Here is a 12951-nt window from a genome sequence, read left to right as displayed (position 1 = left end):
GATCCGTCATGACGACACGCGAATACGACTACATCATCTGCGGCGCGGGTTCCGCGGGCAACGTGCTCGCCACGCGGCTGACGGAAGATCCGGACGTCACGGTGCTGCTGCTCGAAGCGGGCGGCCCCGACTACCGCTTCGACTTCCGCACGCAGATGCCGGCGGCGCTCGCCTACCCGCTGCAGGGCCGCCGCTACAACTGGGCGTACGAGACCGACCCCGAGCCGCACATGGACAACCGCCGGATGGAGTGCGGCCGCGGCAAGGGGCTCGGCGGCTCGTCGCTGATCAACGGGATGTGCTACATCCGCGGCAACGCGCTCGACTACGACAACTGGTCGACGCACAAGGGCCTCGAGAACTGGACGTATCTCGACTGCCTGCCGTACTTCAAGAAAGCCGAGACGCGCGACATCGGTCCGAACGACTATCACGGCGGCAGCGGCCCCGTGTCGGTCACCACCAGCAAGCCGGGCGTGAACCCGCTGTTCGAGGCGATGGTCGACGCGGGCGTGCAGGCCGGCTATCCGCGCACCGACGACCTGAACGGGTATCAGCAGGAAGGCTTCGGCCCGATGGACCGCACCGTCACGCCGAAGGGCCGCCGCGCGAGCACCGCGCGCGGCTACCTCGATCAGGCGAAGGTGCGGCCGAATCTCGAGATCGTCACGCACGCGCTCGCCGACCGCATCCTGTTCGACGGCAAGCGCGCGTCGGGCGTCACGTACCTGCGCGGCAGCGAACGCGCGACCGCGCACGCCCGCCGCGAAGTGCTCGTGTGCAGCGGCGCGATCGCGTCGCCGCAACTGCTGCAACGCTCGGGCGTCGGCCCCGGCGCATGGCTGAAGGAACTCGACATTCCCGTCGTGCTCGACCTGCCCGGCGTCGGCCAGAATCTGCAGGACCACCTGGAGATGTACATCCAGTACGAGTGCAAGGAGCCGGTCTCGCTGTATCCGGCGCTCAAGTGGTGGAACCAGCCGAAGATCGGCCTCGAATGGATGCTGAACGGCACGGGCCTCGGCGCGAGCAATCACTTCGAGGCCGGCGGCTTCATCCGCACGCGCGACGACGACCTGTGGCCGAACATCCAGTATCACTTCCTGCCGGTGGCGATCAACTACAACGGCTCGAACGCGATCGAGATGCACGGCTTCCAGGCGCACGTCGGCTCGATGCGCTCGCCGAGCCGCGGCCGCGTGAAGCTGCGCTCGCGCGATCCGAACGATCATCCGAGCATCCTGTTCAACTACATGGCCGAAGCGCTCGACTGGCGCGAGTTCCGCGATGCGATTCGCGCGACGCGCGAGATCATGCGACAGCCGGCGCTCGATCGCTATCGCGGCCGCGAGTTGAATCCGGGCGCCGACTGCAAGACCGACAAGGAGCTCGACGCATTCGTGCGCGCTCGCGCGGAAACCGCGTTCCATCCGTCGTGCTCGTGCAAGATGGGTTACGACGACATGGCGGTGGTCGACGAAGAAGGCCGCGTGCACGGGCTCGACGGGCTGCGCGTGGTCGATGCGTCGATCATGCCGATCATCACGACCGGCAACCTGAACGCGCCGACGATCATGATCGCCGAGAAGATCGCCGACAAGATCCGCCGCCGCACGCCGCTCGCCCGTGTCGACGTGCCGTACTTCGTCGCGAACGGCGCACCGGCGCGCAATGTCGCGAAGGCCGTGCGGCAACCGGAAACGGTCTGACGCAAGCGGGTATTCTGCGCGGTCTTTGCGCTCCTCGTGTAACGCTGCTGACGGTTGCCTTCAGCAGCGTTTTTCGTTTCCGGATTTGGCGATTGTCGATATCCGCCCCCAAACGCTCGGCGTTCGACTCTGAACCAGATTCGGTCCCGGTCGGAAGCAAAATTTCCGGCTGGGTTGAGTAGCGCCCGTCGTCTGTCCCAGCCCTCCGAATTTCTTCTTCCAGTCGTCGAAAGTCGCGTCGCTTGTTCCGAGCTTGCGGCAGATCTCCTCGATCGTCGTACCCAACTCGGCTAGCGTCAGTGCGAATGCGATCTGCTCTTCCATAGACTTGCTCCTCTTCGTGGCATGGCCCTCGTCCTGCCTGGACACATCGCGCCGGATTTCTCCACTTTTGAACCCGGCTATTTCTCGGATCAGGGCCAGGGTATCGTCACCGCTATAACTCGAGCCGGCGTCTATTTGCGTGGCCAGCGGAATACGGGAAGCGCCCTGGTTAATATTTTTTAAATACCCATATTAGCCAGTTAATCGATAAATCATAAATAACTCTGTCAATCTTTGTCACGAGAAGTATTCGCAAAAATCAGACTGGATAGAATGCTGGTGCGTTGTCACAGATCAGCTTTCTTCCAAAAAACAATCTGCTTCCGACGAAGCAAATTGAGCAGCTGACGTGACTCTGCGAGATCCGAGCCTGTTCACGCCAATAGCGACCGAACGGGACCATTGAATCCAACCAACGGGGAATCGGCACAGAAGATTTCCTGGCCGTATGCGTGGTCGCCCGAAATTACCTCGTACTCGACGAGGCAACTCCACTTATCCGGCATATTCGACTCGTTATTGGCGTGGGCAGGCTCGGCATACCAATCAGAGGCGCAGTGCCTCAACCAGCGAAGGAGTTCCAGATGAGCAAAAAAATCCTTGGACCGTTATCGGCGAGTGCGGTGGCATTGGCCATCGCCATGCCGGGCATTTCGCATGCGGCGGACGGCACGGTCAATTTCAACGGCGAAGTCATCTCGCAGACCTGCACGATCAATGGCAACAACACCGGCAAGAGCGACTTCACCGTCACGCTCAAATCGGTGCCGACGTCGGCGCTCAAGAAGGATGGCGATACCGCCGAGCGTACGCCGTGGACCATTGCGCTGACCAATTGCACGCCCGCATCGGGCAACGTGACGGTCTACTTCGAACCCGGCCCGCAGGTCGACTTCAACACCGGTCGGCTCAAGAACAATACCGGCACGGCTACCAACGGCAAAGCGTATGCCACCAACGTCGAAGTGGGCTTGCTGAACAGCGGGTTCCAGCCGATCACGTTGGGTAATGATCCTAGCACTCAGGGTGCCGACGTCGTGGCGATCGGCGCGGACGGGACGGCCACGCTGAAGTTCTACGCACAGTATGTGGCAACGGGCGGAGCGGCAACGCCCGGCCCGGTACAAGCCCAGGTCATGTACACGCTGAACTTCATCTGATCGAAACACATCGGCATGAACCCCGCCCCCTTGTCAGGGGGCCTTCGCATTCCTAATCATCAGAATCGGATTCTCAGACATGTTCCCATGGAAGACAGCAGCGCGTTCCGCCGTCGCGGTGTTGCTGACGTGCGTTTCGACGGCGTACGGCAGTGTCGTGATCATGGGCACACGGGTGATCTACCCCGCCGGAGAGCGCGAGGTCTCCATCAAGCTCAGCAACGAAGGATCGTCGCCCGCACTGGTGCAGACGTGGCTCGATAAAGGCGATCCCAAAGCGCAACCTGGGGCCGTCCAGCTGCCGTTCACGTTGATGCCGCCGCTGTTCCGCATGGAACCCAGGAAAGGTCAGACGCTCCGCCTCATTTACACCGGAGAGCCGCTGCCGCAGGACAAGGAGTCCGTCTTCTGGCTGAACGTACTCGAAGTTCCGCCCAAGGCGCAGGTGTCGACGGAAAACGAGAACCTGATGCAATTGGCATTCCGCTACCGTATCAAGATATTTTTCAGGCCAAAGGCGCTGCCGGATAACCCCGACGCAGCCGCCACTCAGCTGACATGGACGCCCGTGCCGGAAGGCGGCGAAATGAAAGTGCGGGTCGACAATCCCTCCGCCTATCACGTGACGATCGTGAACATCGACGCCGGAATCGACGGCAAGTCGTATTCGGACAGCGTGGGCGGCATGGTCGACCCAGGAGGGAACACGACGTTCCTCCTGAAGAAGTCCGCCGTCACGCCCGCCGCCGGGCCGTTCGAAGTCAAGTATCGCTATATCAACGACTACGGCGCGGAAATCAACGCGACATTCCCAAAGAGCAAGTAGCGACTCGCGTCGTTTCCTCCGTCGCTCGCTGCTCGAGCGACGACGCATGCGGAGCATCAAGCCGCTCTCCCGATCATGTTCGCGGGTCATTCAAGTTCTCCCATCATCATGTATTCGTATTCGCTCGACTCCGGAAGCAAACGCATCGTCATGAGACCGTTGGTGGCGTTGCTCACGCTATGCGCAGCCAGCGTGATGCAGCCGGTTCGTGCGAATGGCGACACGACGACGAAGGACGTCCAGTTCGACAGTCAGTTCCTGCTGGGGCCGGACGGACGCTCGATCGACGTGAGCCGGTTCGAGAAAGGCAATCCGGTGGTCCCCGGTCAATATGTGGTCGACGTGATCGTGAACGGGAACTGGGTGGGCCGTCAGGCGGTGAAGTTCGGTGCTCGCGATGGCGCGAACGCCGCACTGTGCTTCGACCGCAAGCTCGGCGAGCGCATCGGCTTGAATTTCGACGTGCTGTCGCCGGAGAACCGCACGCGACTCGCCTCCGCGAACGTCGACGAATGCCTGGACCTGAGATCCATGGTGGGCGACGCCAGCGTCGATTTCGACCCATCCGACCTGAGGCTGGATCTCACCGTGCCGCAAATCGCGGTGAAGCAGAACCCGCACGGCTACGTGAGTCCGGAGCTTTGGGATGCCGGCGTGCCGTCGGCGACACTGGCCTACAACTTCACGGGCTCGCGTTCGACAGGAGGCGAGTCGCCCGACTCCCAGGGCTACCTCGGACTGAACGCGGGAATCAACATCGGCAGCTGGCACGTCAGGCACAACGGCTCGATGTCGTGGTCGACGGGGCGAACGCGCGAGTATCAAAGCATCGTCACGTACCTGCAGCACGACGTGCCGTCCCTGCGGAGCCAGGTGAAGATCGGCGACACGTATACCGACGGGCAGTTCTTCGACAGTTTCGGTGTGCGCGGCATTCAACTGGCCACCGACGATCAGATGCTGCCGGAATCGATGCGCGGCTATGCGCCGATCATTCGCGGCGTCGCGAACTCCAATGCCCGTGTGACCGTCACGCAGAACGGCATCAAGCTTTACGAAACGATCGTGACGCCCGGTACGTTCGAGATCAAGGATCTCTATGCGACGGGATACGGCGGCAATCTGCTGGTGACGATCACCGAGGCGGACGGAAGCCAGCGAAGTTTCGCCGTGCCGTACGCGTCGGTCGTGCAGTTGCTGCGCCCGGGAATCTATCGCGTCACGGCCTCCGCGGGCGAGTTGCGCGACCAGCAAATCACATCGAAGGTGAAGGTGCTGCAGTCGACCGTCCAGCGCGGGTTCACCAATCTGCTGACGGGATATACGGGCGCGATTCTCGCGCAGAATTATTACTCGGCGCTCGTGGGCGTGGCCGTCAACACGGATTTCGGCGCGGTCGCCTTCGACGTCACCCATGCACACGCCGAGATCGGCCCGGAAAACAACAGCAGCGGACAAAGTTTCCGCGTGAGTTTCAGCAAGTCCGTGCCGGTCACTCAAACGCTCGTCAACGCATCCGCATCTCGATACTCGTCCAGCGGATTCTGGACGTTCCGCGACGCGATGCTTGCGCGACAGGCGATCGAACGCGGCAACGACATACAGTGGGCCGGCCGGCCTCGTTCGCGCCTGCAGGTATGGCTGTCGCAATCGTTCGGACAACGCTGGGGGAACGTCTTCATGTCGGGCAACCGCGTGGATTATTGGGGGCGTGGCGGCAACGACACGTTCTACAACGCCGGCTATAGCAATTCGTTCCGCAGCATCGGCTACTCCGTGTCGGTATCGCGGCAGCGCGTGGGCACGACATCGGCCATGAGCAACCAGATTTTCGCGAGCATTTCCGTGCCGCTCGGCGGTAACGGGCATACGTCGACCCTCACCACGACCTTCACGCGCGACGATGACGCAGGCTCGACGCTGCAGGCCATGTACAACGGCAGCGCGGGCGACTACAACGAGTTCAGCTACGGGCTGACCGCGACGCGCGCCCGCCCCGGATCGAGCGCCGACGCGAATGCGCAATATGCGAGCCCGTACACGACGATCGGCGGCAGCATCAGCCGCGGCAACGGGTATAGCCGGGCAACGGCGACCCTGTCCGGCGCCGTGGTGGCGCACCCGGGCGGTGTGACGCTGGCGCCGAGCATGGGCGACACCGTAGGCGTGGTCGACGCGCCGGATGCCGCCGGCGCGCGCGTCGAGAATGCGCCCGGCGTGGCGGTCGACGGGCACGGATACGCAATCGTGCCTTTCCTCACGCCGTACAGCCTGAATACCGTTTCACTCGATCCACGCGGATTGCCGCTGGACGTCCAGCTGGATACGACCGCTCAACAGATCGCGCCGAGAGCGAACTCGGTCGTGATGCTGCACTTCAAGACGGTGAGCGGCCGCACGGCGTTGGTCACGGTCCACCTGCCGAATGGGAAGTCGCCGCCGTTCGGTGCGGCGGTACAGGACGAAAAAGGCAGCGACATCGGAATCATCGGCCAAGGCGGAAAGTTCTTCTTGCAAGGTGCGACCGACAACGGCCGGCTCACCGTGAAGTGGGGCAACGCGCCGGACGAGACTTGCGAATTTTCCTACAACCTGCCGCCGCGAGACCGCAAGCAGTTGGTCTACACGTCGCTCGACTCGATTTGCACGGCGAAAGCATCCAGGACGGAACACGTGACCGAGGCGGCGCATATCGTCGGTTCACCCGACGCTTCCAACAAATAGCACGTTACGCAACGTGCGCGTCCAGTCACGAAGAACACACCAGAGACCGAAATATATTTCATGAACACGGATGGCGAGGTAAGCAATGAAGCGCTTGATCAATTATTTTTGTTTGATACCTCTGGTAGCGGTACTGTGGTCGCCATCCATCGCAAACGCAGCATTCTGCTGGGGTCTGCCCGGATTCAGTACGAATGTAATTAATTTCCCGGGGAAGACGATCAACCCGGATCGTAACGCCACTGTCGGCACCGTTCTCGACACGATCACGGTCTTTCTTCCGACGAGATGGTCGAACGTCGTTCAATGCAGTGCACCTCAAGTACCGATGACCGTCAACCACAGCGGAAATCTCACGAGCCTTGGCAACTATATTTATCAGACAAATGCCCCCGGAATCGGCATCAGAATAAAAACAGTCGTCGACGGCCCGGCATGGGCAAATGGAAATTCCCGGGGGCAAACGTATTACGAGGATTTGGATAAAGGCGCCACGCTAACGTCTGATCCGTGGAATTTTCTTGGACCATTTACATGGATCGCCTACGGTGGAACATTCACGCTGGAAATTATCAAAACGGGCGAAATTCAGCCTGGAACAGTTTTCAGTGCTCAAATTGGAGAGGTTGCTGCCGGCGGGGTCGTATTCAGGCGATTCAATCTTTCCGGCAACATCGTCGTTCAGTATGCGTCGTGCAAAGTCATGTCATCGTCGATTCGAGTGCCGTTGGGCAGCGTGCCGCAGCGGAAATTCAAAGGCCCCGGCACGACGAGCGATCCGGTGAATTTCTCGATTCCCATCGATTGCACCGGCGTCACGCGCAATGTCTACATGACGTTTACCGACAACGCGAATCCCGCCAACACCGGCAACACCCTGCCGCTCACCCGCGATTCGACCGCGCGCGGCATCGGAATCCAGATCCTGCCCGACAGCGCAACCGGGATCTCCTCCCCGATCGCATTCGGCCCGGAATCCGGCGCGATCAATCAGCAACTCGTCGCAACCCTTGGGCGCCAATCGGATATCGGACGGGTCGACGTCAAATTGCGCGCACGCTACGTTCAGACCGAAGCCAGGGTCGTTCCGGGGACCGCGAACGGAATCTTGACTTATACGTTGTCCTATCAATGATCATGAACATCCGTCGCTGCCGCAGAGTCATTCGATTTCATATGGGGAGAATATCGATGCGTCGCTTGCTGTTCGTCGTGCCGTTCGCGGTCGCCATCCCCACCGCTTTCCACTTGCTGCCCGAAGCGCGCGCGGAAGATGGACTGGTGAACTTTCAAGGGCAGGTTGAAGGAGCGACTTGCAAGATCAATGGCGCGGAAGCCGAAAATTCCTCCTTCGACGTCAAGGTGGGGACGCTCCCGGTTGCATCATTTCACTATGTCGGCGATCCGCCCACCATGACGCGCCCGTACAAGATCACGTTGAGCGATTGCACGCCGCCATCCGGACGCGTATCGGTCTATTTCGAACCGGGCCCGACCGTCGATCAGAACACGGGTCAGCTCATCAACATGGGAACGGCGAAGAATGTCCAGCTGTCGATCATGAACAGCGATTTCTCGAAGATCAATCTTGCAGGCGCCCGCGGTGCGCAAAACTCGCAGTCGTTCAACATCGTGGACGGCTCCGCTACCCTCGTATACTTTGCCGGATATGTTGCTACGTCGCTTCCGGTAGTTGCGGGGACCTTCAATACCTCGGTGACATATATCCTGAATTTTGAGTGATTCCCTTCCCGCGCCGCCGGAGCAGCGATCGTCAGGTTCGTCCCAGGAAGAGCAGAGGCGGACGCAGCCGTCTCGTCAGATCCGGATAACCGCGCCCGCCCGCAACATGAGCGTCGTGCCGCCTCGTACCGCCTCTGCGGAAATCGTCTCGATCTGGCGGGTCGTGACGCCCACCATCGCCTATACGATCGAGGCACGCTCGGATCGGACCTGGCTACCGTACTCGATCGACTCGTACCGGCGTCATCATTCGTGGACGATGTGTCCGCTCACGCCGCAGCCGGCCACGGACGACGTGGAAACGGCGATCCTGGCATGGGCCAATACGCTCGACGAAGCATATAAGCTGTACTGCATATGGCGCGCGAATTGACGTTTGTTGCATACGGCATTATTCCGCTGTAGCCCGTCCATCGGACCGGCGACGCCCCACCGGCCGACCTTCCTTCTCACGAGCCGCCGGCAGCGGAACGTTCGCTCAATGCGCAGCGCCTCATTTCGGTTCGATGCATCATGATTGCTCTGTTATGCGAAACATCTGACGTGCTGCGATTCCGGTAAAGCGCATCCCGCAGCGGCAATGCCGATCCAGCCGTGGCTTGGCAATTCCGCTTTGACCACGCCACGGTCGCCGCCAGCTGTGGGAAATGGATATGAATCGCCTTTCCGACGTGCGCTACTTCGTCGTATAACCACCGTTGATCAGAATCGTCTGACCGGTAATCCACCAGCCGTCGGTCACGAGATGACGGATGAACGGCACGACATCCTCGATGTCGGTGAGGCCCGTCCTGCTGAACGGCGACAGCGCGGCGGCAGTCTTGTGATAGGCGACCGCGTCGGCCCCTTCGGCCGGATAGAAGAATGGTGTGTCCATCGGGCCCGGCCCGACCGCCGTCACGGAGATGCCGCGCGCGCCGAACTCCTTCGCCGCCGCACGCGTGAAGTGCTCGACTGGCGCCTTGGTTCCCGCGTAGGCCGCGTAGAACGGCGTGAACGCGCCGAGCAGAGAAGTGACCAGCGTGACGATCTTGCCATTGTCGTTGACGTGTCTGCCCGCCTCGCGCAGGAAAAAGAACGCGGACTTCGAGTTCACTGCGGCCATTTCGTCGTACTCGGCCTCGCTGATCTCCGTGAACGGCTTTTTCAACACCTTGCCGACCGTATTGATCGCGACGTCCGGACGCCCGAACGTCGCGATCGTGTCCAGAAACAGCGCTTCCATCGCACCCGCGCTCGTCAGATCCGCGTGGAAAGCGGCTGCTTCGCACCCTGCCGCCTCGATAGCCGCGACCGTCGCGTCGGCCTGCGCCTTCGAACTCGCGCTGTTGTAGTGAATCGCTATCGCCTTTGCTCCATGGCTCGCCAGGTCTCGCGCGATCAGACCGCCGAGATTCTTTGCGCCGCCTGCGATCAGGACGACCTTGCCCTTGATGTCGTGATTGCCCACCGCTCCTCCGATATGAATGACCTTTCCGACCATCGAACCGAGCATCGACATTAGTGCAAAAATCGCCTCCGCGTGGCGGTGACAACCAAATTTAACAGTCGAAAACACGCGAACTTAATAGCTTCAATTCGGCGTCGGGAATGTGAGCGTGAAAACGGTCTCTCCGTCGGCGCTGACGACACCGACCGTGCCACGATGCAGTTCCATGATCGATTTGACGATGGCCAGACCGAGACCGGAATTCTTCGATGAGCCGTAGCGCGACGGATCGGCTCGATAGAAGCGCTCGAACAGGCGGGCCGCATGTTCGGCCGGAATATCCTCTCCCTCGTTTCGGACACCGATCGACATCGATCCTCCCTGCCGGGCAATGGCGATACGAACGATCGTACCGGGCCGCGCGTGCTCGATGGCATTCGACAGCAAGTTCGCGACCGCGCGCTGGAACAGCATTTCATCCGCGACGACGGTACCGGCGCCATCGAAAGCGATCCGGATATTCCGGTCGCTCGCGACCTCGTTGTAGTACATGACGATCTTCGCGAGCGCCTCGCCGACATCGAAGCGTTCGAGCGTGACATGCTGCGTCGCATGATCGGAGCGCGCGAGAAACAGCATGTTATCGAGCATTCTCTTGAGCCGCTTGCACTCCTCCAGATTGGATTCGATCAGCGTTTCGTATTCGGCACGTTCCCGTTCGCGTGACAAAATCACTTGCGATGCGCCGATGATGTTCGCGAGCGGCGTGCGCATGTCATGCGCGACATCCGACGAGAAACGCGACAATCGATCGAATGCAAGCTGCAGGCGATCCAGCATTCGGTTGATCGATCGGGTAATTTCGGCGAGCTCCTCCGGGGCGTGGTCCATGCTCAGCCGTTCGTCGAGTCGGCTCGCCTCGATGCGCGTCGCGTGCCGGCCGATTTCGCGGACCGGATGGAGCCCGCTGCGCATGATCGCATAACCGAGCGCGGCGATCGACAGCGCACCGACTGCGGCCGCAACCACGACATGGATCAAATAGGCATGCATGAGTGAGGTCCGGTCGCCCGCGCTTCGCACGATCGCGACCGTCACGGTATTGCCATCCGCCAGCAGCACCGGGCCATGCATGCATTCGGCCGGACCGATGCCGGGCGGCGCACACGCGTACGCCCGGTTGGGTTCATGCTCGCTGGCGATGCGCGCGTCCAGCGCGACGCCCGCCGCCTCCGAATGCTGGATGACCGACTCGCCGTTGACGCCGAACACGGCGACGAACAAGCCCGAATGCGCCTGCAACGCTTCGTGAAACAACGGCCCAGCCTGCCGGACGCCATCGAGCGTCCGGGACTCGTGCAAGATTTGTCCGATCTGCTTCAGTTTGTCGGAAATCTCGCCGTCGTCGCGTTGTCGGAGCTGCGTGGACAGCGCCTGGTACAGAAACGTGCCGATCAGGAACAGCACGACGACGCCAGCCAGCGCGAACGCCATGGTCAGCCGACCGAGCAGCGAATAGGACTGCGAGCGCGTCATGAGGAGCGATCTTCCAGCACGTAGCCCATACCACGCACCGTGTGCAGCAGCTTCGGGTCCTGATCGTCGATCTTCAGACGCAGCCGCCGGATCGCGACGTCGACGACGTTCGTGTCGCTGTCGAAATTCATGTCCCAGACCTGCGACGTGATGAACGCGCGCGTCAGGATCTCGCCCGCGCGTTCGGCCAGCAACTGCAGCAGCGCGAATTCCTGTGCGGTCAATTCGATGCGTGCGCCACCACGCGTTACACGTCGCTTGATGATGTCGACCTCGAGATTCGAGATCTTCAGCACGGTGCGATTGTCCCGGCGCGTTCGGCGCAATAACGAACGAATGCGCGCGAGCAGTTCGGCGTAGTCGAAAGGCTTCGGCAGGTAATCGTCCGCGCCGAGCTCGAGTCCCTCCACCTTGTCGGTGATCGTGTCGCGCGCGGTGAGCAGCAGCACTGGCGTGTGTTTCTGTTTCCGCAATCGGCGCAACACTTCGAAACCGTCGACGACGGGCAACATCACGTCGAGGATCACCAGATCGAAATCCTCGCTCAATGCCATGAACAGTCCGTCCTCGCCGTTGCTCGCCGTGGCGACGCCGTAGCTCGCCTCCGTCAGGCCCTTGTGCAAGTACGACCGCATTTTTTCTTCGTCTTCGACAATCAGGATGCGCATGGTCTCGAGGCGGGCCCGGGTGGGGTTGACCGATATTTATGCGGCGCGGGCGCTGCACATCGAAAAGATAGCGCCAAAGACGGCAATTTTCCAGACAACGAACATGAACGGATTGTCATCTGGCAGCAATTTAGCTGATGTCGCTTCGTCGCTAATCTCGTCCCAAGCTCGACGGGCGGCGTTCTCGGGAAATCAGCCGTCGGCGATCGCGCGCCAGGACAACCGGACTTCATTCAGGTCATGCATCCAGATTTCGGCAGACGCACCTCGTCACCCGCATTGGCGCCGTCTGCCTCGCAGGCGGGTTCCGCCTATGGCGGCCAGACGTATGGGCGCTCGCGCACGGCGACGACTGTGAACGGCACGCTGCCGGGGCCGCTCGTGCGTGGGCGCGAAGGCGGCACCGTCGCGCTGCGCGTCGCCAACCGGACGAACGAACCGGCGTCGATCCACTGGCACGGCTTACGCGGCAACGGTCGGCCCGTGCTGACGCACGCGGATTTACGGGGTGCATTTCCGGACCCCGTTGGCCGCGCGCCGACGCGCACGATCGAATTGCACCTCACCGGCCCCATGGAGAAATTCGTGTGGCCTTTCGACGGTTTGAAGTTCGCCCACGCGCAGCCGCCGCGCCTGCGTTTCGGAGAGCGCGTGCGGATCGTGTTCGTCGGCGTGCGCCCCGCTCGTCCTGCTCGCCGTCGCCGCGCTGGGCGTGCGGAATCCTCGCCAAAGTCAATTTAATACATTAATAAAACGGAGAATGGTCAACAATGTAAATATCAAAAACATAAGCCAAAAAAACACACCAGACCGTCGCTATACTTTCAACGTG

At 61.1% G+C, this 12951-nt stretch carries 11 protein-coding genes and 1 pseudogene; 8 read left to right on the top strand and 4 right to left on the bottom strand.

What is annotated here, in order from left to right; all coding sequences use genetic code 11:
* Window positions 1-8: 8 nt before the first annotated feature.
* Window positions 9-1709, top strand: a complete 1701-nt coding sequence (gene betA / locus WT53_RS27070; protein ID WP_059780828.1) for a choline dehydrogenase — start codon at window positions 9-11, stop codon at window positions 1707-1709.
* Between the two features lie 189 nt (window positions 1710-1898).
* Here the strand turns inward: betA and WT53_RS34260 are convergent.
* Window positions 1899-2078, bottom strand: a pseudogene (locus tag WT53_RS34260) (transposase); the annotation flags it as partial.
* 539 nt (window positions 2079-2617) lie between these two features.
* Here WT53_RS34260 and WT53_RS27065 point away from each other — a divergent pair.
* The 6 genes from WT53_RS27065 (at window position 2618) to WT53_RS27040 (ending at window position 8859) form a co-directional block, all read left to right on the top strand.
* Window positions 2618-3193, top strand: a complete 576-nt coding sequence (locus WT53_RS27065; protein WP_060262350.1) for a fimbrial protein — start codon at window positions 2618-2620, stop codon at window positions 3191-3193.
* Window positions 3194-3272: 79 nt separating this feature from the next.
* Complete coding sequence (locus WT53_RS27060; RefSeq protein ID WP_063890154.1) at window positions 3273-4019, top strand: fimbria/pilus periplasmic chaperone; 747 nt, start codon at window positions 3273-3275, stop codon at window positions 4017-4019.
* Between the two features lie 108 nt (window positions 4020-4127).
* Entirely contained in the window at window positions 4128-6743 is a 2616-nt protein-coding gene (locus tag WT53_RS27055) for a fimbria/pilus outer membrane usher protein (protein ID WP_052100078.1), read from the top strand.
* An 85-nt stretch (window positions 6744-6828) separates the two neighbouring features.
* Window positions 6829-7878: a fimbrial protein gene (locus tag WT53_RS33020; RefSeq protein ID WP_080747624.1), complete on the top strand. Its 1050-nt coding sequence runs from the start codon at window positions 6829-6831 to the stop codon at window positions 7876-7878.
* A gap of 56 nt (window positions 7879-7934) precedes the next feature.
* Window positions 7935-8486 (top strand): fimbrial protein, encoded by a 552-nt coding sequence (locus WT53_RS27045; RefSeq protein ID WP_060262347.1) that lies wholly within the window; start codon window positions 7935-7937, stop codon window positions 8484-8486.
* 163 nt (window positions 8487-8649) lie between these two features.
* Window positions 8650-8859 (top strand): hypothetical protein, encoded by a 210-nt coding sequence (locus tag WT53_RS27040; RefSeq protein ID WP_034204243.1) that lies wholly within the window; start codon window positions 8650-8652, stop codon window positions 8857-8859.
* 303 nt (window positions 8860-9162) lie between these two features.
* On the opposite strand, the gene WT53_RS27035 is transcribed toward WT53_RS27040, so the two are convergent.
* From WT53_RS27035 to WT53_RS27025, 3 genes are all read right to left on the bottom strand, one after another.
* On the bottom strand, window positions 9163-9936 hold the full coding sequence (locus WT53_RS27035; protein ID WP_034206114.1) for an SDR family oxidoreductase: 774 nt from the start codon (window positions 9934-9936) through the stop codon (window positions 9163-9165).
* A 123-nt stretch (window positions 9937-10059) separates the two neighbouring features.
* A complete protein-coding gene (locus tag WT53_RS27030) occupies window positions 10060-11451 on the bottom strand; it encodes a heavy metal sensor histidine kinase (protein ID WP_034204242.1) in 1392 nt (463 codons plus the stop codon).
* Window positions 11448-12119 carry a heavy metal response regulator transcription factor gene (locus tag WT53_RS27025; RefSeq protein WP_034204241.1) on the bottom strand — a complete coding sequence of 224 codons (672 nt, stop codon included), beginning with the start codon at window positions 12117-12119 and terminating at the stop codon, window positions 11448-11450. The genes WT53_RS27030 and WT53_RS27025 overlap by 4 nt, the downstream gene beginning before the upstream one ends.
* A 240-nt stretch (window positions 12120-12359) precedes the next feature.
* On the opposite strand from WT53_RS27025, the gene WT53_RS27020 reads away from it, so the two are divergent.
* Window positions 12360-12860 carry a multicopper oxidase domain-containing protein gene (locus WT53_RS27020; protein WP_080747623.1) on the top strand — a complete coding sequence of 167 codons (501 nt, stop codon included), beginning with the start codon at window positions 12360-12362 and terminating at the stop codon, window positions 12858-12860.
* Window positions 12861-12951: the final 91 nt, after the last annotated feature.

The organism is Burkholderia sp. MSMB2157WGS (genome assembly GCF_001532755.1).
GTDB lineage: Bacteria > Pseudomonadota > Gammaproteobacteria > Burkholderiales > Burkholderiaceae > Burkholderia.
This window is presented reverse-complemented; position numbering and strand designations above follow the sequence as displayed.